Annotated in this window: 23 protein-coding genes; 15 read left to right on the forward strand and 8 right to left on the reverse strand. The window is 64.2% G+C overall.

Features of this window, described 5'->3' with window-relative positions:
- Window positions 1-8: 8 nt before the first annotated feature.
- The 7 genes from zorA to QCE88_RS27355 all read right to left on the reverse strand — a co-directional run bounded on the left by zorA (window position 9) and on the right by QCE88_RS27355 (window position 9,502).
- The gene (gene zorA / locus QCE88_RS27325; protein WP_309908003.1) at window positions 9-2,366 is read right to left on the reverse strand and encodes an anti-phage ZorAB system protein ZorA; all 2,358 of its coding nucleotides are present in this window, start codon (window positions 2,364-2,366) and stop codon (window positions 9-11) included.
- A gap of 762 nt (window positions 2,367-3,128) precedes the next feature.
- The gene (locus QCE88_RS27330) at window positions 3,129-4,070 is read right to left on the reverse strand and encodes a metallophosphoesterase (protein WP_309908004.1); all 942 of its coding nucleotides are present in this window, start codon (window positions 4,068-4,070) and stop codon (window positions 3,129-3,131) included.
- Between the two features lie 55 nt (window positions 4,071-4,125).
- Window positions 4,126-5,151 carry a phosphotransferase gene (locus QCE88_RS27335; protein ID WP_309908005.1) on the reverse strand — a complete coding sequence of 342 codons (1,026 nt, stop codon included), beginning with the start codon at window positions 5,149-5,151 and terminating at the stop codon, window positions 4,126-4,128.
- A gap of 77 nt (window positions 5,152-5,228) precedes the next feature.
- Complete coding sequence (gene bktB, locus QCE88_RS27340; protein WP_309908006.1) at window positions 5,229-6,413, reverse strand: beta-ketothiolase BktB; 1,185 nt, start codon at window positions 6,411-6,413, stop codon at window positions 5,229-5,231.
- Between the two features lie 63 nt (window positions 6,414-6,476).
- Window positions 6,477-7,547: a phosphotransferase gene (locus QCE88_RS27345; RefSeq protein ID WP_409018251.1), complete on the reverse strand. Its 1,071-nt coding sequence runs from the start codon at window positions 7,545-7,547 to the stop codon at window positions 6,477-6,479.
- Window positions 7,537-8,730 carry an acyl-CoA dehydrogenase gene (locus tag QCE88_RS27350; RefSeq protein WP_309908008.1) on the reverse strand — a complete coding sequence of 398 codons (1,194 nt, stop codon included), beginning with the start codon at window positions 8,728-8,730 and terminating at the stop codon, window positions 7,537-7,539. The genes QCE88_RS27345 and QCE88_RS27350 overlap by 11 nt, the downstream gene beginning before the upstream one ends.
- 16 nt (window positions 8,731-8,746) lie before the next feature.
- On the reverse strand, window positions 8,747-9,502 hold the full coding sequence (locus tag QCE88_RS27355; RefSeq protein ID WP_309908009.1) for an SDR family NAD(P)-dependent oxidoreductase: 756 nt from the start codon (window positions 9,500-9,502) through the stop codon (window positions 8,747-8,749).
- 80 nt (window positions 9,503-9,582) lie between these two features.
- Here QCE88_RS27355 and QCE88_RS27360 point away from each other — a divergent pair, with 80 nt between their 5' ends.
- The 15 genes from QCE88_RS27360 (at window position 9,583) to QCE88_RS27430 (ending at window position 24,421) form a co-directional block, all read left to right on the forward strand.
- Complete coding sequence (locus QCE88_RS27360; protein ID WP_309908010.1) at window positions 9,583-10,287, forward strand: GntR family transcriptional regulator; 705 nt, start codon at window positions 9,583-9,585, stop codon at window positions 10,285-10,287.
- Between the two features lie 319 nt (window positions 10,288-10,606).
- The gene (locus tag QCE88_RS27365; RefSeq protein WP_309908011.1) at window positions 10,607-11,416 is read left to right on the forward strand and encodes an IclR family transcriptional regulator; all 810 of its coding nucleotides are present in this window, start codon (window positions 10,607-10,609) and stop codon (window positions 11,414-11,416) included.
- Window positions 11,417-11,688: 272 nt separating this feature from the next.
- Window positions 11,689-12,096 carry a carboxymuconolactone decarboxylase family protein gene (locus tag QCE88_RS27370; protein WP_309908012.1) on the forward strand — a complete coding sequence of 136 codons (408 nt, stop codon included), beginning with the start codon at window positions 11,689-11,691 and terminating at the stop codon, window positions 12,094-12,096.
- A gap of 268 nt (window positions 12,097-12,364) precedes the next feature.
- Window positions 12,365-13,468: a porin gene (locus QCE88_RS27375; protein WP_309908013.1), complete on the forward strand. Its 1,104-nt coding sequence runs from the start codon at window positions 12,365-12,367 to the stop codon at window positions 13,466-13,468.
- A gap of 256 nt (window positions 13,469-13,724) precedes the next feature.
- Window positions 13,725-14,969 (forward strand): ABC transporter substrate-binding protein, encoded by a 1,245-nt coding sequence (locus QCE88_RS27380; protein WP_309908014.1) that lies wholly within the window; start codon window positions 13,725-13,727, stop codon window positions 14,967-14,969.
- A 22-nt stretch (window positions 14,970-14,991) separates the two neighbouring features.
- A complete protein-coding gene (locus QCE88_RS27385; RefSeq protein WP_309908015.1) occupies window positions 14,992-15,897 on the forward strand; it encodes a branched-chain amino acid ABC transporter permease in 906 nt (301 codons plus the stop codon).
- 4 nt (window positions 15,898-15,901) lie between these two features.
- Window positions 15,902-16,810: a branched-chain amino acid ABC transporter permease gene (locus QCE88_RS27390; protein ID WP_309908016.1), complete on the forward strand. Its 909-nt coding sequence runs from the start codon at window positions 15,902-15,904 to the stop codon at window positions 16,808-16,810.
- Window positions 16,807-17,559: an ABC transporter ATP-binding protein gene (locus QCE88_RS27395; RefSeq protein WP_309908017.1), complete on the forward strand. Its 753-nt coding sequence runs from the start codon at window positions 16,807-16,809 to the stop codon at window positions 17,557-17,559. Before QCE88_RS27390 ends, QCE88_RS27395 begins: the two co-directional genes overlap by 4 nt.
- A 7-nt stretch (window positions 17,560-17,566) precedes the next feature.
- Window positions 17,567-18,271: an ABC transporter ATP-binding protein gene (locus QCE88_RS27400; protein ID WP_309908018.1), complete on the forward strand. Its 705-nt coding sequence runs from the start codon at window positions 17,567-17,569 to the stop codon at window positions 18,269-18,271.
- 22 nt (window positions 18,272-18,293) lie between these two features.
- The gene (locus QCE88_RS27405; protein ID WP_309908019.1) at window positions 18,294-19,886 is read left to right on the forward strand and encodes a GMC family oxidoreductase N-terminal domain-containing protein; all 1,593 of its coding nucleotides are present in this window, start codon (window positions 18,294-18,296) and stop codon (window positions 19,884-19,886) included.
- A gap of 20 nt (window positions 19,887-19,906) precedes the next feature.
- Window positions 19,907-20,695 (forward strand): enoyl-CoA hydratase/isomerase family protein, encoded by a 789-nt coding sequence (locus tag QCE88_RS27410; RefSeq protein ID WP_309908020.1) that lies wholly within the window; start codon window positions 19,907-19,909, stop codon window positions 20,693-20,695.
- Between the two features lie 21 nt (window positions 20,696-20,716).
- Entirely contained in the window at window positions 20,717-21,106 is a 390-nt protein-coding gene (locus QCE88_RS27415) for a hypothetical protein (RefSeq protein ID WP_309908021.1), read from the forward strand.
- 23 nt (window positions 21,107-21,129) lie between these two features.
- Complete coding sequence (locus QCE88_RS27420) at window positions 21,130-21,939, forward strand: alpha/beta hydrolase (RefSeq protein WP_309908022.1); 810 nt, start codon at window positions 21,130-21,132, stop codon at window positions 21,937-21,939.
- 32 nt (window positions 21,940-21,971) lie between these two features.
- Window positions 21,972-23,525, forward strand: a complete 1,554-nt coding sequence (locus QCE88_RS27425) for an AMP-binding protein (RefSeq protein WP_309908023.1) — start codon at window positions 21,972-21,974, stop codon at window positions 23,523-23,525.
- Between the two features lie 128 nt (window positions 23,526-23,653).
- The gene (locus QCE88_RS27430) at window positions 23,654-24,421 is read left to right on the forward strand and encodes an IclR family transcriptional regulator (protein ID WP_309908024.1); all 768 of its coding nucleotides are present in this window, start codon (window positions 23,654-23,656) and stop codon (window positions 24,419-24,421) included.
- A 15-nt stretch (window positions 24,422-24,436) separates the two neighbouring features.
- Here QCE88_RS27430 and QCE88_RS27435 read toward each other — a convergent pair whose 3' ends face one another.
- On the reverse strand, window positions 24,437-25,585 hold the full coding sequence (locus QCE88_RS27435) for a MaoC family dehydratase N-terminal domain-containing protein (RefSeq protein WP_309908025.1): 1,149 nt from the start codon (window positions 25,583-25,585) through the stop codon (window positions 24,437-24,439).
- Window positions 25,586-25,727: the final 142 nt, after the last annotated feature.

Consider the following 25,727-nt stretch of genomic DNA (forward strand, 5'->3'; position numbering starts at 1 on the left):
GAGTCGAATCAGGCTGCAGTGGGCAAACGGTCGAACACATCACCCAGGTCGACGATCGCGCCCTTCAGCAAGCCAGTCGCCTGGGCGAGTTCAGTATGGAACGCGCTGTTGCTCTCGCGCAGCGTCTTCCTGACCTGGTCCGCGAACTCCTGATGCACGTGGGCGAGATCTTCGATCAGATCGTCAAGGTGCCCGCGCGTCGCCTCCTGCGCTTCGCGAAGGGATGTGCCCGCCTGTTCCATCGACTGGACGAGATCGCGCTTGAGTGTCGCCTCCGCGGACACCGTTTGCAGCACAGCGCGCAACTCGGTCACCATGCCCGCGAGTGCATCGCGCACGGCGCGTTGATCTCCCAGCGTTTGCTGCACCGCGCTGAGCGAGCCGTCGAGCGTTGCGGCTGCTTGCTTGAAACGCTCGGCGGTGCCGGCGATGCCGTCGGTGGCAGTCTTCAAGTCGAGCAGGTTGTCGGCAAAGTGCGTTGATGCATCGTGCAGACGTGCCGCGCCTTGTCCCATGCGCTCGATATGACCGTGCGTCGCGGCGTTCAGTGTGTCGACCGCTTGAGTCATCGCCAGGCTGCCCTGCTTGACAGCCTCTGTCACGCTGTTGATCTGACCAGTTTGTCTGTCGAGCAACTCCGCGATCTGCGCAGCGAGCTGTGCCTGACGCTGGTCGTGCTCATCATGCGCGGCGGCGGTCTGCGCCTGGAGTGCGTCGATCATGCCGCTCGCCTTTCCATTGAGTTGGTCGATCAAGCGCGACGCTGCCTCCGATGCTTCGCTTTGGCCCTTCGACATGCTCACGCGCGTCTCTTCCATCCAGGCATGAATCCGTTCGCTGGCTCGGGCCTGCACCTCGGCTGCCTCGGCGCGGCTCGCGTTGCGCTGCTCCTGCAGATCCCTGACGAACGACGATGTTCCCTCGCTCATCTGTTGCAGCATGTCCCGCGTCAGGTTCGCCGATTCAGCCTGACCGCGCGCCAGGCCATCTTTCAGTTCATCGACAAAGACCTGCATGCGGGCGTTGGTTTCGGCTTGTTGCGCAGCGCCCTCAGCCAGACCCTTCTGACTCTGATCCTGCAGCGTCTTGACGAACGAAGCCGTACTGTCGCTCACCTGCCGCAGCATGTTCTGGGTCAGATCCGCCGACTCGGCCTGACCGCGGGCCACGCTGTCCTTGAGGCTGTCGACGAAGGACTGCATCTGCGCGTTCGCCTCGGTCTGACGGCTCTGAATCTGTCCGAGCGACTCCTCGACGCGGCGGGCCATCGCATCGGCGGCACCCGTGCCGGCCTGCTGAATCTGTACGGCAAGCGTGTTGAAACCTTGAGAGGCTGACTCAATGGTATTCGCCGTCTTGAGCAACATGTCGTTCATCCCCCGTAGCTGGGAGCCGAACATGTTCTCCATCTGCGACGTGAAGCCCGACAGCACGTCGGTCAGGATGCGGCTGACCGCTTCGCCCTGGCTGTTACCCACGGTTTGCACGGCGTTCGAGATGCGTGCCAGGGGTTCTGCCAGACCTTCAGTGAGACTGTGGGTAATCGATGTGCCGAGTTCACTGCTGGTCGTGCGGATCGCATTGATCTGCTGTTGCGTCAGTTCGCTCAGGACCTGCTTCAAATCGGTGACGAGCGATTCCTTCATCTGCATCGCCTGCGTGGCAGAGGTTTCGGAAGCGTCGACCAGCCGTTGCAAGTACTCTTCTCCCGCACCTGACTCGAACAAACTGTCGATCAGGCCGCACAACGCATCGACGTGCGTGTACAGCTTGTTGACGATGACCTTCTCCGCTGTCGTAATGGCCATGGCAAAGAAAATGGCGAGGCCAGACAATTTGAAGGCGCCGCCTACGCTTGACACCAATGATTCAAGACTGCTGCGAACCACGAGCGGATCATCGCTGATCTTGAAGTCGTTCAGGCCGAGAATCAGACCGCCGAATGTGCCAATGATCCCGATCCCCGTAAGGATGCCGGGAAGATGCTTGTAAAACTCGGTTCGCAATGGCGCATTGACGAGCGCCTGCTCGGTGAAAAACGTGCTCGCGATGGCCGTGGCACGCCAGCGTCCGGCTTGCGCCACGCCTGACGCATTCACGGTCTTTTGAGCATGAAGTGTGTCCCGGTATTCAGACCAGCAGTGCCGCAGCGCTGCATCCTGCATGATCTCGCCGATTCGGTCGGCGTCCAGGGACTCGCCTCCGGCTTTCAACGTCTCGATTGCACGATGGGCAGCGAGCAATTGGGCGCGAACGCGAAAGAAGGGCAGCAAGAACTGCCAGACGAAGAATATGAGCGCGATTGTCAGCGCGATGCCGACAAAGGCGTGCAGAAGCAGCGGAAGCGAAGCGGACGTAAAGATCATGAGCGCACGAATCTGGGTGATCGGAACCTGCGAGTTACGGCACGGCGATCAAACGAGGCGCGAGCAGGCTAGCGTTGTCAACCAATCCGAAGGAGAAGCGTAAGGTGTGACGGGAAATCCCGCCTGGAAGTGCCATAGCCAGGAAGTGGCTATGCATTCACGATTCGTCTCTCTTGAGATTGTTCTTATTTGTTTTTTACCGCAAAGATAAAACGCAGCGTCCGATAAGATTAATCCAGCTTAATTCTTATGGATGGCGTAAGCCCCGGCGATCCCTTGCAACGCGCAGAAAAATAACAGACCGATATTCTCTGGTTGCTTATGAAACCCCTGACCTTCGCGAGACGACTATACATGCGAAAATCTAACGCGCAACAAGATGTCACACAATTTGTCATGTGCAGTGTCGTGCGTTGCTTATAGAAGAAGTTTTAGATGAAGTAGAACCGAAGACTGCCTTTTACCATTCACCCACCGAAATATCGCCTTCGCCCGCGGTACGTGAGTCACAGCGAGAGAGAACTGAATCGATTCGAGGCTGGAGACGCGCTTGTTCAGGCATTCGCTGAACTCGGTACGCGATTGGGCACAACGCCAGGGCTTTTCAGATTATTGGGAAACGCGGCCGGAGTCTGCAAGCGCACTTCCGATCGGCATAACTTCGCCTGATTACTCTGGACACGAGAAAAGAAAGCTATCGAATTCGACTGGAGCGAATGGGGCCGCAAGTCGACCCGCCGACCCACCCTCTCCCCCACCACCCTAACCCGCCTCAGCCACCACAAAGTTCCCCGACGACAACACCTCCTCCCCGCCCCACCGATACGCGACCAGCGGCCCTCCTTTCCCCGCGCTGTAGTCGACACACGCCACCTTCGACGACAGCACCTCCGGGCAACCCGTCATCCAGTAGTGCCCGATGAACACCGGCTTGTCACCGGCATAACCGCCGATCCTTGCCGTTGCCGGAATCTCGGCATCGGGCAACTGCGCCTTGTCCTCGGGCGGCACGAGCGCGGCGTCCCGATACGTGACGGCTTGCGCGTCCCACCAGCGCGTGCGTGCTTCACGACGCGTGATGCCCGACTTGTCTTCGAACGCGCAACCCGGCGGCAATTTCACTTCGGTACCTTTCAACAAGGTCTCGACCTGCCGGTATTCGTTCGACCCTCTACGGCTTGCCTTGATCATCATGGCCTCGTCGAGCAGACGGCCAGGCTTCAGATGCGGTTCGAGTTCCGCGATGAACTCCGGATGCCAGCATGCATGCACCACGCGCAACTCGGGAAGATCGAGCCAGAGCGGCAAGGTCAGGAACCAGTCGATCACTTCCGCATGCACGTGCGGCGTGTGCTCGACCTCGGCCAGGAACGCAGCGTGTTGATGGCGATTCCTCGCGCCTCGCTCTCCGTGGCGGGTACGCAGATACGCTTCGTCATGCTCGGGGTCGCGCATGAACCACGCAACGGCATTGAATTCATGGTTGCCCATGACCGCCAGCGCGCTGCCCGCGTCCATCATTGCGCGGACGATCAGGAGCGTATCCATCTGACGCGGACCTCGATCGATGAAGTCTCCGACGAAGATGGCGGTTCGTTCGGGATGACGCATGGCGCCGTTGCGCTCGACATAGCCCAGGCGTTTCAGAAGCGCCCGAAGCTTGTCTGCCTGTCCGTGGATATCTCCGATGATGTCGAAGTTCATTCTTGTCTCGCGTCCTTTGATGGGAGCACCCCCGGCACGGCAAGGACCGCATCCGTCACGGCGTCGCCATCCCGCTCCACTGTTCCAGTTTGTCGGCCTGTTTCCGCAGCCATTCGAGCGGCAGCGCCGACGAACCCCATTCGTCGCTGCGGCTCGCATACTCGCCCAGAAACCAGAAATGCCGCGCGGAAACAAAGAGCGCAATCGCCGAGTAATCATTCGCGGGCACCGGCGACACGTCGCGATAACCCTCGACGAAACACGTCCATCGTTCTCGCTGCTCGTCACTGAGCGCCGGTTCTTCCCTGTGCAGCAACATGGCCCAGAGATAGACCGCAAGGTCGTAGGCAAGATAACCTGGTCCGCCGTCGTCGAAATCGAAAAACGAGCCGATGCGGCGACCGTCAGGAGCGCTCGTCATGAACGTATTGCCGCCATGGCAGTCGCCGTGGCAGACGACCATGCTCAGGTTCACGGCCGCTTCGACCTTCGCGATCAGATCCGAGGCATTCTTCCGCAAGCGTTCCGAAAGCGCCTCGTCCATCGCTTCGTGATCCAGCAGCCGCTGTAACGGCCGCATCACAAGATGGCGGAGATCCAACACGTACTGACTCGGCGGACCGCCATAACTTCCCGCCAGCCGATGCAGCGTCGCAAGACTGGCCGCCATCGCTTTCGTGTCCTGCGCGTCGGCACCGGGAAAATGCCCTTCCAGATACTCGAACACGACGAGCGAACGTTGGCCTTCTACTGCCTCGACCTCGATACTCAACGCACCCGTCTTCGTGCCAAGCGGAGCCGCCACCTCGCCGCCCGCTTGCTTCAGGTGCCGAAGCAGCGCGGTTTCATAAGCGACGTTCGACGCCCCTCTCGCCCGGCGCGAACTCAGGCGCGCGATTTTCTTATGGCCATCGGCGAAGCGAAGGAGATACACATCGTTGAAGCCTCGCCTCAGCAAGCGGCAGGTGAACGGCGCATCGAACGGATAAGCCGATGCAATGAAGTCGCCCAGGGCGTCTCCGTCTACCGTCGAATACGCGGCGCGAAGTGCCTTGGGCGATTGGAACTCGAGTCCGGTCATGCAGACGCTCCCCGGTCTGGACTGATCGGGCATTGTGCAGGCCTTGGCTTTCAACAAGCAATCGACGAACGCGACCTTCAGATGCGCTCGAACACCGCCGCGATGCCCTGGCCGCCGCCGATGCACATCGTCACGAGCGCATACCGCCCGCCCACGCGCTGCAACTCGTACAGCGCCTTCACGGTGATCAGCGCGCCGGTCGCACCGATCGGATGCCCCAGCGAGATGCCCGAACCATTCGGATTGACCTTCGCCGGATCGAGCCCGAGTTCCCGCGTCACCGCACACGCCTGCGCGGCAAACGCCTCGTTGGCTTCGATCACATCGAGATCGTTCACCGTGAGCCCGGCGCGCTCGAGCACCTTGCGCGTCGCCGGCACCGGACCGATTCCCATGTATGCCGGATCGACGCCCGCATGCGCATAGGCGACCAGTCGCGCCAGCGGCTGCACGCCGCGCCGCTCCGCGACACCGCGTTCCATGAGCACGACAGCGGCGGCTGCGTCATTGATGCCCGACGCGTTGCCCGCCGTCACGGTGCCATTCTCCTTGGCGAACACGGGCTTGAGTTTGGCGAAATCGGCGGGTGAAGCGTCGAGGCGCACGTGTTCATCCGTGTCGAAGATGATGTCGCCTTTCTTCGACGGAATCGTCACCGGCAAAATCTGCTCCTTGAAATATCCACTGGCGATTGCATGCGCGGCCCGGCGATGCGATTCGAGCGCAAGCGCATCCTGCGCCTCGCGCGAGATCTCGTATTGGCGAGCGACGTTCTCCGCGGTCACGCCCATGTGGATACTCTGGAACGGATCATTCAACGCGCCGACCATCATGTCGACGAGCCGCGCGTCGCCCATGCGCTGGCCAAAGCGCGCGGCCGGCATCGAGTACGGCGCGCGGCTCATGCTCTCCGCGCCGCCGCCAATGGCGATGTCGGCATCGCCGAGCATGATGCATTGCGCCGCCGAGACGATCGCCTGCAGACCGGATCCGCACAGACGGTTCACCGTCAGCGCGGGCGCATGTTGCGCGACGCCGCCGTTGATCGCCGCCACGCGCGCCAGGTACATGTCGCGCGGCTCGGTATGCACGACATTGCCGAACACGACATGGCCGACATCGTCACCCGCCACGTTCGCGCGCGACAGCGCCTCGCGCACGACGCGCGCGCCGAGATCCGTCGGGGGAAAGTCCTTGAGGCTGCCACCGAATTCGCCGATGGCCGTCCGTACGCCGCTCACGATCACCACATCTCTGCTCAATTTCAGCTCCGTCCGAAAGAAGAGTTTGCTCGCCCGTCTTCACCAGGCTTCAGCGTCGGGAAGTCATTGCGCGCCCGCGCGTTGCGCCTCGCGCCAGGCGATCTGCGCCACCCGCGCGAAACGGTCGCCCATCGCGCGCGCGTCTTCACTGACCGCCGTGCCCCGCGCGACGCGCGCACGAATGCCATGCAGGATCGCCGCAAAGCGGAACATGTTGAAGACGACGTAGTAGTCGAAGTCCGCAATGCCTTCGCGACCGGTGCGGCGGCAATAGGCCTGCACGTAGGCCGCTTCGTCTGGCAAGCCGAGTTGCGCGAAATCGAGCCCGCCGATGCCGCCCAGAATATCGGGCGGCAAGCGATACATCATCGCGTGATAGGCGAAGTCGGCGAGCGGGTCGCCGAGCGTCGAGAGTTCCCAGTCGAGTACGGCAATGACGCGCGGTTCGACGGCATCGAAGATCAGGTTGTCCACGCGGAAATCGCCATGCGTCAACGCGGTTTCATCGCGCGCGGGCAGATTCGCTTCGAGCCATGCGATGACGTGGTCCATGTCCGCATTGCGTCCGGCGGCCTCGTCGCTCAGATACTGCCGCGACCAGCGCTCCACCTGCCTCGCCACATAACGCCCCGGCTTGCCGTAGTCGCCGAGACCGAGCGCTACATAGTCGAGCCGATGAAGGTCGGCGAGCGTTGCGTTCATTGCATCGAGATAGCTGAACCGTTCCGCGTGCGGCACGTTCGAAAAGCCCGATTCCCAAAAGATCCGGCCGCGTACCCGCTCCATCACGAAGAACGCGCTGCCCAGCACCTGCGGATCTTCGCAGACGCCGAAGACCTTCGGCACGGGAAAGCCAGCCGCGCCGATCGCCGCGATCACGCGCGCTTCCCGTTCGACCGCGTGAGCGCCCTTCAACAGCGGGCCAGGCGGCTTGCGGCGCAGCACGTACTCGCATTCGGGCGTGCGCAGCTGATAAGTCGGATTCGATTGCCCGCCCTTGAACTGCTCGACTTGCATCGGCCCGGCGAAACCTTCGACGTGCTCCTGCATCCATCGGCCGAGCGCTGCTTCGTCGAAGCGATGCGCGTCGCGCACCGGCCCCGTTCCTGCAAAATTCGCCGCGTCAGACACGATAGTTTCCTCCCAGCGCGGCCCGCTTGATCTTCTTGGCCAGCGACCACTTGTGTACTTCGGTCGGACCGTCATAGATGCGGAACGCGCGGATCTCGCGGAAGAACTGCTCCACGATCGAGTCGCGCGAGACGCCGGACCCGCCCATCACCTGCACGCAGCGATCCGCCACCCTGAACAGCGCGTCCGAGACGGCGACCTTGGTCATCGAACTCTCGGTGGTGCCGAGATCGCCTTGATCGAGCACGCCCGCGCACCAGTCGATCATCAGCGCGGCCTGTTGCAGGTCGATCGCGTTGTCGGCCAGCATGAAGCCGACGCCTTCGTGATCGATCAGCCTTTTGCCGAAAGCATGGCGCTTGCTTGCGTAGTCCACCGCGATCTCCTGCGCACGCACCGCGAGTCCGAGCCAGCGCATGCAATGCGACAGACGCGCCGGCGACAGTCGGATCTGCGCGTATTCGAAGCCGCCATGCACTTCGCCCAGCACCGCATCCGACGCCACGCGCAGGCCGCGAATGGCCACGCGCGCATGGCCGCCCGGCATTGAACTGTCGATCGTATCCAGCACCCGGACGATCTCGATGGCCGGATCAGGCAGCGACACGAGGAACATGGTGGCGCGCGGTTTGTCGCCATCGTCGGTGCGCGCCATGACAATGCCCACCTTCGCGCCAACCGCACCGGTGATGAAGGTCTTGTTGCCGTCGATGATCCACGCATCGCCATCGGGCCGCGCGGTGGTCTTGAGCATGCCCGGGTCCGAGCCCGCACCGCCGTCTTCGGCGGGCTCCGTCATGAAGAACGCCGAGCGCGCCTCGCCCGCGACGAGTTGTTCGAGATAGCGCGCCTTCTGCGCAGGCGTGGCCACCTTGCCGAGCAGGTACATGTTGCCTTCGTCGGGCGCCATCGTGTTGACGGCCACCGGCCCGAGCGGCGACAGCCCCGAGCGCTTCAGCACGGCGGCGGTTTCCAGTTGGGACAGATGCGCGCCGTCGGACAGGATGTGCGGCGTCAGCACGCCGGCCTCGCGTGCAAGCGCCCGCAACTCCGCGATCAGTTCCGCCGACGGACCATGTGGACCGAGGCGGCCATCGCGTTCATACGGGATCACGCGTTCACGAACGAACGCTTCGACGCGGTCCGCGATCTCGCGGCTGCGTGCAGTGGGGGGAGCGGTCAGCATGGGTCGATGGAGTGAGTTAAAGACTGCTGGTCAAGTGGCCGCCATCCGCGACGATGACGGTCCCGGTCATGTAGCGCGATGCGTCGGAGGCAAGCAGAAGCAAGGGGCCGTCGAGGTCGTCGAGTTGCCCGAGGCGGCGTTGCGGAATGCGGCGGATCAATGCTTCGCCGGCGGGCGTGCGCCAGAACGCCTGATTCAGTTCGGTCTCGATGTAGCCCGGCGCGATCGCATTCACACGGATGCCATGGCGCGCCCATTCGAGCGCAAGCGACTGCGTCAGCTGGACCACACCCGCCTTCGACACCGCATACGGCAGCACATTGCCCGCCTGTCTGAGCCCGAGAATCGATGCCACGTTGATGATCGATCCCGCGCGGGCCTTCAGCGCGGGCATCAACGCCTGGGCGACGAAGAACATCGCCTTCAGGTTGGTATCGACAACGGTATCCCAATCGGCCTCGCTCTGCTCGACGGCGGGTTTGTCGATCACCACGCCGGCGTTGTTCACGAGCACGTCCAGTTCGCCGATCGACGTGGTCATCTGCTGGCGCGAAGTTGCGTCGTTGACGTCGATCTGGATGAAGGACGCCTGGGCGCCCGCTTCCTTCAGACGCTCGACCCGCTCCGCCAGCACGCCGCCGCGCCGCCCGGCGAGAATCACCTCGGCGCCTCGCGCGGCGCACACCGACGCGAAGTGAGCGCCCAGTCCGCTCGATGCGCCGGTCACCAGAACGCGCTTTCCCTGCAAGCCGAATGTCTCCTTCGGGGGCATGACGTCTCCTTATTGTTCCAGCCGATTGTTGGACAATCTTAAGGAACAAAATCGTTTTGTTCAACTGTTATGATCCACCGATGAACGCAAAAACCTCCGCCCGCACCGCTTCGGATGACGATGCTCCGACAGAAGACGACAAGGGCGCCGCATCCGACGCGGTGTTCCTCGGCATCCTGCGAGGTCTCGAAAGCCAGGCTTTCGTGCCGGGCCAACGGTTGGTGGAAGCCGATCTTTCCGCGCGCTTCGGGGTCAGCAGGAATTCGGTGCGCGAGGGCTTGCAACGGCTGGTGGCCGAGGGCGTCATTGAGTTGCTGAAGCACAAGGGCGCGGTGATCAGGACGCTCGACGTGCAGGACACGATGGACGTTCTCGACGTCGCCGAACTGATGACGGGTCTGCTTGCACGCGGAGCGGCCCGCAATCACGCTGATGCGCCGCTTGCCGGGAAGGTGCGGCAGAGCCTGCGGGAACTCGCCCGCGCGGACGATGCACGCGACGCGCTCGCCTTCACTCTCGCACGGCGGCAGTTTTATCGGGCGCTGCTGGAACTGTCGCGCAATCGCGAACTGAAGCGCCTCTTCCCGACTATTCATATGCCGATCGTGTACGCGCAGCATCGTTTGCCTTCGTTGCAGCAGATCAGATTGCGCGACTACAAGCGCATCGCAAGCGCGGTGCTTGCAGGCAAGGAAGACGAAGCCGAAGCGCTGGCGCGTGAGCATGTCCAGACGGTGCGTGCGTGCATTGTCGAGAATCACGCGCGGATGAATGACGCCGAATGATTGCGCGGGAGCGGGAGTCTGTTTGATGCAATCAATCTTCAGGCGGTATTTGGCAACAGGTTTCTCTTGCTCTTAAATGCGTCTTTAAAAAGAGCTTCTTTATTTCAAAGCCTCGCTGATTAACCCAGTTGACCGACCGAGGACAGGCACCTAGAATTCCCGGTGAGCACATGAGTTTCTTTTTTAGAAACTTGGGTTTCCCAAAATCGAGGCTGTTGAATCCGAAGGTGGAGTCGAGATAATCACGCCAACAGCGCTGAGCCGCCGTGCAAAGCGCGGCACAGATATCGGTTTCAATCGCCCGCACCGTTTCTGCACTATGCCTCCCATTACCGAAGACGATTCCAGTTCTCCCGCCGCGATGAAGTCGTTGCGATCCGCATTGCGCGTGCTGATGGAGTTCACGAGCGGTAGCGCCAGCTATACCGTCACTGAACTGGCCGCGCAAACCGGTTTGAGCAAAAGTCATATATCGAAAATCGCTGCCGCGCTGGCTGATGCCCGTTTGATCCGGCAGGATCCGTCGTCGCAGGCTTATTCCGTGGCGGTGCGCTCGTTCATTCTCGGTTCGCAGTTTTTTAACCAGGATGAGTTGTGCAGCCAGGCTTTGCCGCTACTGCGCGATCTCACGGAACGCACGGGTCACAGCACCCGGCTTTCAGCGCTCGACGGCGACCGCGCCGCCTATCTGATCGGCATCAATGGTCCGCTCTTTACGGACTCGCCGTGGAAGATCGGCACCTATATGCCGATTCATTCCACTTCCGCCGGCCGCATCCTGCTCGCCTTTATGGACGAGCAGGACGTGCTCGCGATCATCCAGCAACCGCTGCGAAAGGTCACGCCGGAGACGGTCGTGGATCCGTCCGCGCTCGTCAAGTTGCTGCACACCGTGCGCGACAAGGGCTTTTCCGTCTCGCGGGACGAAAACACACTCGGTCTTGCGGCGATCAGCGTTCCGGTATTCGATGAACATCGCGTGGTGATCGGCGCGCTCAGCATTGCGTTCCCCAGCCATACCGTGGCGAAGAAAGAAGAAGCTGAATTGCTGGTTCCGCTGCAACGCACGGCGCGAACGCTCTCCCAACGCATGGGCTGCCCCGTGTATCCCTACGGCGGCGCGCGCTGAAGCGCGACTGAACCGCTCGACTCACGGCCGCACGCCGGCCGCCTGACCCCCATCTACAGCTAGTTTCCTCGACAGTCCGGGCCCGCATGGGGCCCGGACTTTTTGTCGTACGCCCTCTCTTCCACGCTGCATGACCACGCGACCCACGTGCCCGCGCAGGTCGCGCATTCAGGCAAACCCTCGTTGCATCGCGGAAAAATATGGCTAATATAACTCCGTGTTTCCGTATGGAACACATGGTGTTTCATAACCCACCTAGACGAGGACGCTTCGTGAATCAATCCGAGATCGAACAGGCCATCGTGCGCGGCAAGGCGCACTTCCAGGAAACGCTGGGCAATCTGCCCGAACCCATCCGCGCGATGATGGAACACTGCCCCCAGCACTGGCCGGGCTATCTGCTGTTCCGCGAAGGCGTCTACGGCGATCACTCCGCGCAAGGCGGCCTGGACCTGAAGACCAAGGAACTGCTCTATACGGTGCTCGATATCGTCACCGGCAATCTCGACGGCGCCATCAACCACGGCAATGCAGCGGCCAAGGCCGGCATGAGCAGCCGCGAGCTGGCCGAAGCCTGCATGCAGGTCATGCACGTGTGCGGCGTCACCACCTGGGGCAAGACCGGCTACAAGGTCGTCGATCACATTGCCTCGCTCGAACGCGATCGCGCCGCGCGGTGACCGTCCGGCGCCGCAGTCCAGCCGCGACGCCAACCGCCCGACCCATGCACTGAAGCAGGGCTGACCGCTCCCGGGTCTGTCGGCCTTGCATGCCGAACCGGCGCCCGATTCGTCGACATCGCCGCACATCGCATTGCCGTTCAGCCGTAGCCATCGAGCGGGACGGAATAACCGGGAAGCACCGCGAGACAGCATGGGAACCCAGCACGCTTTCGCGAACCTGTCTGTTAGCAATTCGAAATATCAAACGGAGACGAAGGTGAAGCAGATGAAGAACGGCAAAGCCGTGGCGGCCGCGTTCGCGGGCCTGGCACTCGGCGCAGCGAGCCCGGTCGCGCGGGCCCAGAGCAGCGTGACCTTATACGGCGTGATCGATACGGCCATCGACATATCCAACCAGGGCCACGGCACGCTGGTGCGTGAAACCAGCGGGGCCATGCAGGGCTCGCGCTGGGGCTTCATCGGCAAGGAGGATCTGGGTGGCGGCTATCAGGCGATCTTCACGCTGGAGAACGGCTTCAACGCGAACACCGGCACCGCCGGGCAAGGCGGCTTGCTGTTCGGACGCCAGGCGTTCGTCGGCTTCACCGGACCGCAGGGCACGCTCACCTTCGGCCGGCAGTACTCGCCCGAGTTCTGGGCCTTCACCTACAACGACGCCTTCCTCGGCGGTCTGCAAGGCGGCTTGTCGGACTTCTACCGGACGCTGCCCGACGGATCGCAGAAAAACATGATGAACGCGTATGCGTCGAATGGCCGGACCAACAATTCCGTCGTCTACAAGACGCCCAATCTCTACGGCTTCACGGTCACCGCCATGTACGCGTTCGGCGGCGTCCCCGGCAGCATCAAGGACGGCCAGACCGTGTCGGGCTGGGTCAACTACACGCTCGGCGGCTTCGCGTTCAACGGCGCGTACCTGCGCACCATCACCACCAACGGCGCAGGCGACCTGATCGCCTGGACCGCCGGCGGCACCTACACGATCGGGCCGGCGCAGATCTTCCTTGCGTACAGCAAGGACACGGACACCACGGCGAACACGCCCGCCCTGACCGGCCCCAAGGTGCAGTTCTCGCTCTTGAACCTCGGCCTCCGGTATCAGATCACCCCGGCCCTGACGGCGATGGCGCAGGTCGTGCACGTCATCAACACGTCGGATGGACTCTCCGCGTCCCAGAACGCCTACATCGAGGCCATCGGCCTGCAATACGCATTGTCGAAACGGACCGCGGTGTTCGCGTCGTACGGACAGGTGCAGAACAAGAACGGCTCGACCTATTCGCTTGGCGGCGCGGTGTACCTGGCCGGCGTGGCCACGCCGAATTCGGTGGGACGCACGTTCCAGCTCGGCATGCGTACGTCTTTCTAGTCAAGCAGAAGCTAGTGGACTTCCCTAGGAGACAACTATTAAGCAAACGCGCCAAAATAATTCCTGTGAGGCACATATGTTTCCACGATGGAAACAACGGGACGAAGAATCGGGCGCCGAGCAGGATTATCGCCTTCTGACAACCCGGCCACGCTGGTCTGCTACCTACTCCGCTACGGACACCCAATTGGAAGCTACACACCCTGAAGCCCGCCTTGCCGCGCAGAGCTGCACGACGCGAGCCGCCATAACCTTATTGAACTCTTCCTGGATCCGCGTCTGCGACAGCCTCGGCACATCGGCGTCGTGCGCGCTGCTGGGCGTCGCGTTCCTGACCGCGCTCGGCGCCGCCGCGCCCGCGCGCGCCTTCCAGTCCGAAGGCACGGTGCGCATCGGCTCGATGGAAGCGCAAACCGGCATCCCGGCGGCGTACGGCATCCAGGCGCTGGTCGGCTCGCAGATCGCCATCGACGAGATCAATGCGGCCGGCGGCGTGAAGGTAGACGGCCGCATGGTCAAGCTCGCGCTTACGCCCGCGCCGAACGGCTATGACCCGGGCGGCGACTCCGCCGCGACCATCGCGCTGATGAAAAAACTGGTCGCGGACGATCGCGTACTCGCCATCAAGGGCACGTCGAAGTCGGCGAACACGGAGGCCGCCTTCAACTACCTGAAGGAACTGGAAAAGCAGGGCACGCCGGCGGTGTTGCTGTCGTCGGCTTCCGCAAGCCCGGGGTTGGGCAAGATTTCCAATTGGGGCTTTCGCAATTCGTTCTTCGAGTCCGACCTGATCCAGAGTGAAACCAAGCTGCTGCACGACACGTTCGGCTACAAGACCGCCGCGATCTTCGTGGCCAAGGACAACGCCGCCAATGCGCTGACCGCGCAAAGCGTGCTGCGTCCGGCGCTGGAGAAAGCCGGCTTCAAGGTCGTCGTGGAGACGGCGGGCCTCGAGAACGACAGCGACCTGTCCGCGCAGATCGACGCGCTCTCCCGGGCGCAGCCCGACGTCGTCGCGGTGTCCACGCCGGTGCTCGCGGGCGTCAACCTGATGAAGGAAGCACGGCGTCGCGGCTTCGCGCCGAAGGTGTGGACTGGCACGATCGGCAACATCGCGCCGGAAGTGCCGAGGCTCGGCGGCAAGGCGGTGGAAGACATGCTGGTAGGCAGTTCGTACTCGCCCGACCAGCCGAAGATCGCCGCGCTCGCGCAGACCTACCGCAAGCGCGCCGGCATCGACATCAATCTTTTCGGTGTGAACGGCTACGAGGCCATTTATCTGTTCAAGGCGGCCATCGAGTCGTCGGGCATCAAAAACACGCCGGACACGCTGCAGGACGACCGCAGGAAGTTTCGCGATGCCCTCGCCAAGGTGGACATCGTCAGCATTACCGGCGAGCGCGTCACCTTCGACGCCGAACACGACGCGGTCAAGAAAGGCTACTTGCTGACGATCAAGAACGGCAAGTACCAGATCTGGGACCAGAAGCCCTTCCATTGAACCCACGCGGCTGCGGAAATCCATGCATATCCTTGAGTACATCTTGAGCGGGCTGCTGTTCGGGAGCACGTATTCGCTCGTCGCGATCGGTTTCACGATCATCTTCGGCGTGCTGCACCGGCTCAACATCGCCCACGGCGCGACGATCATGGTGTCGGCGTTTGCCGGCGCCACGGTCTCGCTGCTGCTGGGCGGCGACAGCTATGCGGTGCTCGCGCTGTCGTTCGTCGTGTCGGTGGTGACGGGCGCGGTGATCGGCGTACTCATCGAGCGCGTGATCTTCCGCCCGCTGCGCAACGCTTCCTATCTCGCGCCCTTTGTCGCGACCGTCGGCATCACGATGGCGCTCGAAGAAGCGATGCAGCAGGTGTCGCGTCGCGTGCCGATCTTCTACCCCGAGTACACGCCGTATCCGTCGCCGCTGGAAGATCTCTCGTTCCATCTCGGCGAGGTTTATATCCGCGGCGCGTACGTGGTGATCTTCGCCGTCTCGCTGGTGCTGATGGTCCTGCTGCATCTGTGGGTGACGCGCAGCAACTCGGGCCGCGCGATGCGCATCGTCGAGGAGAACCCCACGGCCGCGCGTCTGCTCGGCATCAACGTGGAGCGTACCGAGATGGTCGCGTTCGCGGTGGCCTCGGCACTCGCCGGCGCGGCGGGCTGCCTGATCGGCGTGTCCACCGGCACGATCAACGCCTACATCGGCGCGCCGCTGCTGCTCACGAGCTTTGTGGTGATCGTGATCGGCGGCCTCGGCAACCTGTATGGCGCAATGTTCGGCGGCTTGTTCGTCGGCGTCGTGCAGATCCTCACGACGAACCTGCTCTCGGCCTCTTACAAGGAAGCGGTTCTGTTCATCCTGATGTTCATCGTACTCATCGTGCGTCCGCAAGGCCTGTTCGGCGGCGCGGTGGGCCGGCCGGACTGAATCCATGAGCTATCTCGTCACCCTCTTCACCATCGCCGGCCTCAACGCGATCCTCGCGGTCAGCGTCTACATGACGCTGGCGACCGGCCAGTTCTCGCTCGCGCAAGTCGGCTTCTGGGCCATCGGCGCGTACGGCACGGCCGCGCTGACCACGCTCTATGGCTGGGCGCTCCTGCCCGCGCTGCTCGCCTGCGCCGCCGTGTGCTTCGTCATCGGCATCGCGCTCGGTTATCCGTGCCTGCGCGTCAAGGGCATCTATCTGGCGCTCGCGACACTCGGCTTCTCCGAGTGCGTGCGGGTCTTCTTCCTGAACTTCACCTGGCAGGTTCCGTTGCAAGGCGTGCCGACCGGACCCGCGGCGGCCACGGGTTTTCGCAACGTGGCCGTGCTGACGCAACCGTGGCATGTCGCGGCGTTCCTCGTCGTGCTGATCGTGCTGCTGGTCGCACTCGAACGCAGCCGCTACGGCAAGATGCTCGGCGCGATCCAGGAGGACGAAGCCGCCGCGTCGGCGATGGGCATCGACGTGGTCGCCAGCAAGCTGCTCGTGTTCGCGCTGGGTGCGGCGGTCGCGGCGGTCGGCGGCGGGCTGTATGCGTGCTACATGTCGTTCATCACCTCGGGCGACTTCGGCTTCAGCCTCACGATGCTCGCGGTGCTCTACGTGGGCGCGGGCGGACTCGGCACCTTCTGGGGCCCGGTGTTCGGCGCCGTGCTGCTGACGCTGCTGCCCGAGGTGATCCGTCCGCTGCAGGAGTTCCGGATGATCTTCTACGGACTGCTCGTGACGGCCATCGTGCTGGTGCGCCCGCGCGGCCTGATCGATGAAAACGCCGTGCACTGGTTCAGCCGCGTCACGCGCCGCCGGTCCGATCATGATGAACGCCGCCGTCTGCAAGGAGGGGAATCATGAACACGGCACTCAGTCTGCGCGGCATCGCGAGATCGTTCGGCGGGGTCAAGGCGCTGTCCGGTGTCGATCTCGACGTCGGCGGCAGTGAAATTCTCGGGCTGATCGGCCCGAACGGCTCGGGCAAGACGACGCTGGTCAATGTCATCTCGGGCTTCGTACGGCCCGACAAAGGCGCCGTCTCGCTCGGCGACGCGCATGCGCTCACCGGACTCCAGCCGCATCGCATCGTGCGGGCCGGCGTGACGCGCACCTTCCAGAACCTGCGCATCTTCAAGCGGCGCACGGTGCTCGACAACGTGCTGCTCGGCCAGACCCCAAAGGTCTCCCTTGGCGAAATCCTCAACCCGCTGCTGACGGCGCAGGTCCGCACGCGTCGCCGCGACGCCCGCGAATGGTTGCAGCGCTTCAACCTGGAAGAACGCGCGGACGCGATTGCCGGAAGCCTGTCGTTCGGCGAGCAGAAGCGGCTGGAACTGGCGCGCGCGCTGGCCAACGGCCCGCAGGTGCTGCTGCTCGACGAACCCGCCGGCGGCATGAATCCGAGCGAGATCGAGGAGCTGAAGGTGCGTCTGCGCGAAGTGCGCGCAAGCGGCGTGGCGATCCTGCTGATCGAGCACAACATGAAGCTCGTGATGGAACTGTGCGACCGCATCGCGGTGCTCGCGCACGGCTCGATGATCACCACGGGCACACCCGACGCCGTCCGTCGCGACGAACGCGTCATCCGCTCGTATCTCGGCGAGGAGTAGAACGGCCATGCTCGATGTTTCCAACCTGTCGGTCCGCTACGGCGCGATCGAGGCGCTCAAGGGCGTCACGCTGAACGTGACCCCGGGAGAAATCGTCACCATCATCGGCGCCAATGGCGCGGGCAAGTCCACGCTGCTGCGCGCGCTGTCCGGCCTGATCCGTCCGGCGGCGGGCCGCATCCGGTTCGAGGGCGCAGACCTCGCCGCCGTGCCGGCGCACACCATCGTGCGCAACGGACTGGTCCATGTGCCGGAAGGCCGCATGGCGCTGGCGAAGCTCTCGGTGCTGGAAAACCTGCTCGCCGCGACCGGCATCCGGCGCGACAAGTCCGAGATCGCCGCCGATGTCGATCGCGTGATGGGCCGTTTCCCGATCCTGCGCGAGCGCGCGAAGCAACTGGCCGGCACGCTGAGCGGCGGCCAGCAGCAGATGCTGGTGATGGCGCGCGCGCTGCTCGCCCGGCCCCGGCTGCTGCTGCTCGACGAACCATCGCTCGGCCTTGCGCCGGTGATCAGCCAGCAGATTTTCGAACTCGTCTCCGAGATCCGTCGCGAGGGCGTGACCGTGCTGCTGATCGAGCAGAACGCGAAGCGCGCGCTGGCCATCGCCGACCGCGCCTATGTCCTGGAACTCGGCCGGATCGCGCTCACGGGCGCGGCGGCGGCGGTCGCGTCCGATCCAAGGGTGATCCAGGCTTATCTCGGCGGTTGACCCTTCAATTCAAAGATCCCACATGGAAACCTACGATTACGTTGTCATCGGCGGAGGCACGGCGGGCTGCATCATCGCGAACCGACTGTCGCAGTCGGGCAAGCATCGCGTCCTGATCCTCGAAGGCGGGCCCGACGACAAGAAGTTGTGGACGCGCTTTGTCGTTGGCGTGTCGAAGACCATCACCGATCCCGACGTCAACTGGTGCCTCAAGTCCGAGCCCGAGTCGAACGCCCACGGCCGCCGGCTCGCGGTGCCGCTGGGGCGCGTGCTCGGCGGGTCGTCGGCGATCAACGGCGGCGTGTACGTGCGCGGCAGCCGCGCCGACTACGACCGCTGGGCGCAAAAGGGCTGCACCGGCTGGTCCTACGCCGACGTGCTGCCCTACTTCAAGCGGGCTGAACGCTTCCAGCGCGGCGCCAGCGAGTATCGCGGCGGCGACGGTCCGCTCGGCGTGTCCGACAACTACGAGAGCGACAAGCTGATCGACGCCTTCATCGCGTCGGCGCAGGCGGTCGGGCATCGCTGCAATCCGGACTTCAACGCGCACTCGCAGGACGGCTTCAACTACTCGCAGACGACGACCTACAAGGGCTGGCGGCACAGCACCGCGCGCGCCTATCTGAAGCCCGTGCAGGACCGCCGCAACCTGACGGTGGTCACCGGGGCGCTCGCCAGCCGGATCGTGTTCGAGAACCGCCGCGCGGTGGCCGTCGAATACCGGCAGGAAGGCGCGTCCGTCACGGTGCGCGCGGCGAAGGAAATCATCCTGTGCGCGGGCGCGATCCATTCGCCGGCGCTGCTCGAACGCTCGGGCGTCGGACAGGCGGAGCGGCTCGCGGCGCTCGGCATTCCGCTGGTGCACGACGCACGCGAGGTCGGCGAGAACCTGCAAGATCACTTCGCCGCCTGGACCCGCTGGCGCGTCAAGGGCCACGCGACGCTGAACCAGCGCACGCGCGGCTGGCGCGCCGTGCTCGAAGCGCTCAAGTTCGCGCTGTTCCGGACCGGCGCGCTGACCTATCCCGCCTGCCCCGCGATGGGCTTCGCACGCACCCGCGACACGGAAGAACACTGCGACGTGCAGCTGTTCGCCGCGCCGCTGTCGTTCTCCGATCCGGCCACGCGCAAGCTCGACCGCCATCCGGGCATGACGATCTCGGTGATGGGCCTGCGGCCCGCGAGCCGTGGCTCGGTGCATCGCGAGTCCGCCGATCCGGCCGCGTCGCCGGTGGTGCGCTACAACGCCTTCTCGGTCGAGGACGATGCGCGCGTGATCGCCGACGGCATCAAGATCGCCCGCAGCGTGATGCTGGCGGGGCCGCTGCGCGTCTTCGAACCGGTCGAGACGGCGCCGGGCGCGGCGGTATCGAGCGACGCCGAACTGCTCGACTTCGTGCGCCAGGCCGGCAACACCTGCTATCACCCGTGCGGCACCTGCCGGATGGGCGCGGATGACGACGCCGTCGTCGATCCCCGGCTGCGCGTGAACGGCGTGGAAGGCCTGCGCGTCGCCGACAACTCGATCATGCCGGAGGTCGTCTCCGGCAACACCAATGCCACTGCGATCATGATCGGCGAGAAAGCCTCGGACCTGATCCTCGCAGACGCCTGAACCCCGCCAAGGAGCCGCTGATGAAGTACGAGAACTACGAGATGCTGACCTTCGAGCGCGCCGGGCGCGTGCTGCGCGTGAGCATCGACAACCCGCCGCGCAACACCATGGTCGGCGCGCTGCATCATGATCTGCACCGGGCCTTCGTCGAGATCAATCGCGACGAGGAAACCTCCGTCGTGGTCCTGACGGGCAAAGGCGAGGCGTTCTGCGGCGGCATCGACATTCCCGCGCTCGCGCGCCGTCTCGAACAGCCGCAGGACTTTTCGCTGATCGCGAGCGCGCCCGAACTACTGCACGCGCTCATCGACCTGCGCCAGCCGATCATCGCGCGTCTGAACGGCGACGCGATCGGCGTGGGCGCGACCATCGCGCTGTATTGCGACATCATCATCGCCGCCGACCACGCGGTCATCGCCGATCCGCACGTGCGCACCGGCCTTGTCGCGGGGGATGGCGGCGCGCTGCTGTGGCCGCTCGTGATCGGCTTCGCGCGCGCCAAGGAGTATCTGCTGACGGGCAATCCGATCAGCGCCCCCGACGCCGCCGCGATGGGCCTCATCAACCGCGCGGTGCCGGCTGACCAGCTGGACGAAGCCGTCGATGCGCTCGTGACCCAGATCGCCGAAGGCCCGCCGATGGCCGTGCGCCTCACCAAGCAGGCCGTCAACATGCTGCTCAAGCAGTGGGCCGTGCCGTACGCGACGGCGCACATCGGGCTGGAGACCTTCAGCAAGGCGCACGCGGATCACAAGGAAGCGGTCTTCGCGCTGCGCGACAACCGCCCGCCGAAATTCACCGGTCGTTGAGCGGCCATCGAGGAGAACACCTTGACCCAGACGCCAGATGACAATGCGCCCTTCCCGGCGCGCGCATGGTTCCAGCGCTTCGCAGGCCATCTCGAACAGGACGATGACTTTCGCGCCCACGGCCGCTGGCTCACTGCACGCATCGCGTACCGCTGCGACCAGCAGACGGTCGTGATGCAGATCGACCGCGGCATCGTGCTGGATGTCGTGGAGGGCTACAGCGAGTCCGACTACCTGATCTCCGGCACCCGCGAGCAGTGGAACGTGCTGTTCGACGCGGGCTGGGGCCTGGTCCGGCTCTACCGCACCGGCACGCTGACGGTGCGGGCCGATCCGGTGCGGCTGATGCAGAACTGGAAGGCGCTCTTCTTCATCACGGAGGCCATGCGGCACTTCTCCGGCCACGCCTGAACCACGACATTACGGGATCGCACATGCCTTACCTTTATCTCGACGATCTGCGCCTCTACTACGAGGAAGAAGGCGACGGCCAGCCGCTCGTCCTGATCCACGGAGCGAGCCAGGACACGCTGTCATGGCACGACAACATCCGTCACTTCGCCACTCGCTATCGCGTCCTCGCGATCGACCTGCCGGGCCACGGCAAGTCCGCGCTCGTCGAGCGCCGCCCGACCACGACCACCGAAGAATTCACCGGCGTCGTCTGGCGCTTCATCGAGGCGAAGCAGCTGCGTGAGCCGATCATCATCGGGCATTCGCTGGGCGCAGGCGTCGCCATCATGACGTCGATCGAGCATCCGGAAGCGATCAAGGGTGTCGTCGCGGTGTGCGGCGGCGCGGCGTTCCGTGGATCGGCGGGCGTGAGCTATCAGGGCGACCTGCTGCGCAACACGCAGATCAACGCGACCGACTGGCTTGAAACCATCTTTCATTCGGTGCTCGGGCGCACGACCTCGCTCGAACGGCGGCGCGAAATGGCCTTCGACGCGACGCGCTGCTCGCCCTACGTCTCGTACGCCGACCTGCTCACGTACGCGGGCCTCAACCTCTACGAGGCGATGCACAAGGTGCGCCGGCCGGTGCACTGGATCGTCGGCGAAGACGACTGGTCGACGACGCCTGCCATGGCGCGGGCCACGAGCGCGCAGTTCGCCGCTCAAGGCGTGGCGTCAGAGGTGCATGAACTGAAGGGCCTCGGGCACATTCCGCACTGGGAACAGCCCGACGCCTTCAACGCGATGCTCGACACCGTGCTGGCCAAATTCGATGCAAGCGACCGTTGATCGCGACCTTCCACACGTTCCGGGCAACGCACATGTCATTCAACTTTGACCCGCTGACCCCGACGAACGCCTTGCGGCGTGCCGCGCTCGTGTTCGGCGATCGTGTGGGCGTCGTGGACGGCGACATGCGCTTCACCTACGCGCAGTTCCTCGAACGCTCGCTGAAGTTCGCGGGCGCGCTGCGGGCGCTGGGCGTCGGCGCGGGGGAACGTGTCGGCATGCTGGCCGGCAACACGCATGTGATGCTGGCGGCGCACTATGCGGTGCCGTTCGCCGGCGCGGTGCTGGTGAGTCTCAACACGCGCATCACGCCGGCCGACATGGCCTGGATCCTGCGCCACGCGGGCTGCGCCGTGCTGGTCTACGACGATGACTACGCCGAAGCTGCCGCGCAGGTCGCGCGGGAACTCGGACCGGCGCTCAAGCTGGTGCGGGCCGGCGGTGACGAAGACGAACTCGAGGCACTGATCGCGGCCGCCGCGCCGTTCGACGAACCCGTGCGCGACGAGATGAGCATGCTCGCGATCAACTACACGAGTGGCACGACGGCGCAGCCGAAGGGCGTGATGGTTCACCATCGCGGCGCGGCGTTGCAGGCGCTGGCGATGGCGCTGCACATGCGGCTCGACTCGGACTCGGTCTATCTCTGGACCCTGCCGATGTTCCACTGCAACGGCTGGTGCTTCACGTGGGCGGTGACGTCGGTGGGCGGCGTGCACCTGTGCCTGCGCAAGCCGGAAAGCAAGGCGATCTGGCGGCATCTGCGCGAATCGGGCGTGACGCACCTCTGCGCCGCGCCGACGGTGCTGACCTCGACCATCTGGGACCCCGAAGCCGCCAACGGCCCTGCGCCACAGCCGGTGCATATCGCCACGGGCGGCGCGCCGCCGACGCCTGCCCTGCTCGAACGGCTGGCCGCGCTCGGCTTCGGCATGACCCATCTGTATGGCCTGACGGAAACCTTCGGCCCGGCGTGCATCTGCGAATGGCGCAGCGAATGGAATCCGTTGTCCTTCGAAGCGCAGGCGCGGCTGAAGGCGCGGCAGGGCGTCGGCAATGTGATCGCGCACGAACTGCGCGTGGTGGATGCCTCCGGCGCCGATGTCGCAGCGGACGGCGTTGCGCTGGGCGAGATCGCGATTCGCGGCAACAACGTGATGCTCGGCTATTACCGCGATGAAGCCGCGACGCAAGCCGCCAGCCCCGATGGCTGGTTCCGCACCGGCGACCTGGGGGTGCGGCATCCGGATGGCTATATCGAGCTGCGCGACCGTAGCAAGGACATCATCATTTCCGGCGGCGAGAACATCTCGTCGGTGGAGGTGGAGCGCGCGCTGACGTCGCACGGCGATGTGCTGGAAGCGGCGGTCGTCGCCTGTGCCGACGAGAAATGGGGCGAAGTGCCTGTGGCTTTCGTCACGCTGAAGGACGGCGCGACAGCCGGCGAACTGGCTTTGATCGATCACGTGCGCGCGATGCTTGCGCGCTTCAAGGCGCCGAAGCGCGTCATCTTCGATGCGCTGCCCAAGACGGCCACCGGCAAGGTGCAGAAAAACCTGCTGCGCGCCCGGCTGAAAGAACGGTAAGCACGAGCGACTTCATTCAACGCCGGCGCCTCGCGTTGCCCCGCGAAGCGGACGCGCGACTTCAACCGTAGCCAACATTCCGCACTATGCCGCCCATCACTGAAGACGATTCCAACTCTCCTGCCGCGATGAAGTCTCTGCGGTCGGCGCTGCGCGTGCTGATGGAGTTCACCAGCGGCAAGCCCAGCTACACCGTCACCGAACTCGCGGCGCAGACCGGCCTGAGCAAGAGCCATATCTCGAAGATCGCGGCCGCGCTGGCCGACGCGCAACTGATCCGCCAGGACCCTGCGTCGCAGGCCTTTTCGGTGGCCGTGCGTTCATTCGTGCTCGGCTCGCAGTTCTTCAACCAGGATGACTTGTGCGGCCAGGCGCTGCCGCTGCTGCGCGACCTCACGGAGCAGACGGGCCACAGCACGCGCCTGTCGATGCTCGATGGCGATCGCGCCGCGTATCTGATCGGCATCAACGGGCCGCTGTTCACGGACTCGCCGTGGAAGATCGGCACCTATATGCCGATTCACGCGACCTCCGCCGGACGCGTGCTGCTGGCCTTCATGGCCGAGGACGACATGCGCGCGCTGTTGCGCGGGCCGCTCAGGAAGATCACGCAGGAAACGATCGTCGATCCGGAGACCTTGCTGGAGTTGCTGCGCGCCGTACGCGAGCACGGCTTCTCCGCGTCCCGCGACGAGAACACGGTCGGCCTCGGCGCGGTCAGCGTGCCGGTGTTCGATGCGCATCGCGTGGTGATCGGCGCGCTCAGCATCGCGTTTCCGAGCCACAACGTGGCCAGGAGCGAAGAAGCGGCGCTGCTCGCGCCGCTGCAACGCGCCGCGCGGACGCTGTCGCAGCGACTCGGCTGCCCGGTGTATCCGTACGGCAGCGCCCGCTGAGTTTTTTGCCAGGCTTCAGCGCTGCTTCAGCTTCACGGTCGCCGAGCCGGTGATCGTGACCTGCCCGAGCTGGTTCTCGCCCCAGAGTTCCAGGTCGACGAGCGCCGCACCCTCTTCGATACGTTTGCCGGTCACGCGGCCCGCGAAGCGGTGCGTGTCGCCGAAGATCACAGGCAGCTTGATACGCGCGCTATAGCGCAGCATCTCGCCTTCATCGCCGATCCAGTTGGTCACGACGGTTGCCAGCATGCCGCAGCGCTGCGGGCCGTTGTCGTAAGGGCCTGGCATGCCGAGATCCGACTGCGCCACTTTCGCGTCCTGATGCCCGATGCTCGGCAGCACCTTCGCGCCGTAGTAGCACTTGTCGTAGTTGTTCGGCAGCTTGTCCGGGTCGTTGCGCGCCCACGCCGTGTAGCGCCACTTGAGCTTGGTGGACTTGTAGCCCGTCGTGCCGACCGCGCCGGCGTAGTACGTGGTCATGTCCATCTGGTTGATCGGGCCGCGCACGGTGCCGGGCAAGTCCTCGCCTTCTTGTACATCGTCCCACCAGAGGGTCGCGGCGCCACGGCGGAATTCTTCGAGCTGGGCCGTCATGATCGCGTCGAGTTCGGCCTCGGTGTAGACGTGCTTCTCGCGCGGCTCGTAACGCAGCCCGTCCGATGCGCCGCTGCGCGCCACCCGAAACGTATGCGAGCGGACCCGTGTGCAGAGTTCGCCTTTCTGGTTGTGATACAGCACCTCGCCGGTCTGCAGAACCATGTTGCGCACGCGGCGTCCTTCGAGCTTCTTCGCTTCTACATATTCCGCCGACGCCTTGATTTCGTCGTTGCGCTTCATGGGCTGGAAGAATTCGGCATCGATGCCCGAGTAGTACCACTGGATGTCTTCCAGGCCCGGAGCGACGACCGCGTCGAACACGGCGAAGAAGAACGTCGGCGGCGCGATGATGCTGCCCCAGCGGGTTCCGGCGGCGTAGTCGGGATCGCTGTACAGCGGATTGTCATCGCCGATGCCCCAGCTGTAGTGGCGGATGGTGTCGCGCGTGGCCTCGTTGTTCCATTGCTCGATGCGAATGGGCATGCCCAGCAGCGCGCGGGCTGCGGCCAGCGCCTGATCGCCGAGTTCGGGAGTGTCGAGGTCACGGGTGTCTTGAAGTGTCGTCATGGCGCCTGTCAGTTCAGTTTCTGTCAGATTGGTTTCTGTGAGGGAAACTTCGATTCTCATTCGAACATCCACCGCAGTATGTTCATCGAATGACATCGTGCCCATTGGCGCAAATCCCTTCTTGCGTTCATCGGAACGGTGA

Source organism: Caballeronia sp. LZ035, from assembly GCF_031451175.1.
In the GTDB taxonomy this organism is placed as follows: domain Bacteria; phylum Pseudomonadota; class Gammaproteobacteria; order Burkholderiales; family Burkholderiaceae; genus Caballeronia.

Excerpts from the sequence above, each read along its gene's own strand:
- zorA (WP_309908003.1), bottom strand. The coding sequence starts at position 2,366 with ATGATCTTTACGTCCGCTTCGCTTCCGCTGCTTCTGCACGCCTTTGTC.
- QCE88_RS27330 (WP_309908004.1), bottom strand. The coding sequence starts at position 4,070 with ATGAACTTCGACATCATCGGAGATATCCACGGACAGGCAGACAAGCTT.
- QCE88_RS27335 (WP_309908005.1), bottom strand. The coding sequence starts at position 5,151 with ATGACCGGACTCGAGTTCCAATCGCCCAAGGCACTTCGCGCCGCGTAT.
- QCE88_RS27350 (WP_309908008.1), bottom strand. The coding sequence starts at position 8,730 with ATGCTGACCGCTCCCCCCACTGCACGCAGCCGCGAGATCGCGGACCGC.
- QCE88_RS27355 (WP_309908009.1), bottom strand. The coding sequence starts at position 9,502 with ATGCCCCCGAAGGAGACATTCGGCTTGCAGGGAAAGCGCGTTCTGGTG.
- QCE88_RS27360 (WP_309908010.1), top strand. The coding sequence starts at position 9,583 with ATGAACGCAAAAACCTCCGCCCGCACCGCTTCGGATGACGATGCTCCG.
- QCE88_RS27365 (WP_309908011.1), top strand. The coding sequence starts at position 10,607 with ATGCCTCCCATTACCGAAGACGATTCCAGTTCTCCCGCCGCGATGAAG.
- QCE88_RS27375 (WP_309908013.1), top strand. The coding sequence starts at position 12,365 with ATGAAGAACGGCAAAGCCGTGGCGGCCGCGTTCGCGGGCCTGGCACTC.
- QCE88_RS27385 (WP_309908015.1), top strand. The coding sequence starts at position 14,992 with ATGCATATCCTTGAGTACATCTTGAGCGGGCTGCTGTTCGGGAGCACG.
- QCE88_RS27390 (WP_309908016.1), top strand. The coding sequence starts at position 15,902 with ATGAGCTATCTCGTCACCCTCTTCACCATCGCCGGCCTCAACGCGATC.
- QCE88_RS27395 (WP_309908017.1), top strand. The coding sequence starts at position 16,807 with ATGAACACGGCACTCAGTCTGCGCGGCATCGCGAGATCGTTCGGCGGG.
- QCE88_RS27400 (WP_309908018.1), top strand. The coding sequence starts at position 17,567 with ATGCTCGATGTTTCCAACCTGTCGGTCCGCTACGGCGCGATCGAGGCG.
- QCE88_RS27405 (WP_309908019.1), top strand. The coding sequence starts at position 18,294 with ATGGAAACCTACGATTACGTTGTCATCGGCGGAGGCACGGCGGGCTGC.
- QCE88_RS27410 (WP_309908020.1), top strand. The coding sequence starts at position 19,907 with ATGAAGTACGAGAACTACGAGATGCTGACCTTCGAGCGCGCCGGGCGC.
- QCE88_RS27420 (WP_309908022.1), top strand. The coding sequence starts at position 21,130 with ATGCCTTACCTTTATCTCGACGATCTGCGCCTCTACTACGAGGAAGAA.
- QCE88_RS27425 (WP_309908023.1), top strand. The coding sequence starts at position 21,972 with ATGTCATTCAACTTTGACCCGCTGACCCCGACGAACGCCTTGCGGCGT.
- QCE88_RS27430 (WP_309908024.1), top strand. The coding sequence starts at position 23,654 with ATGAAGTCTCTGCGGTCGGCGCTGCGCGTGCTGATGGAGTTCACCAGC.
- QCE88_RS27435 (WP_309908025.1), bottom strand. The coding sequence starts at position 25,585 with ATGACGACACTTCAAGACACCCGTGACCTCGACACTCCCGAACTCGGC.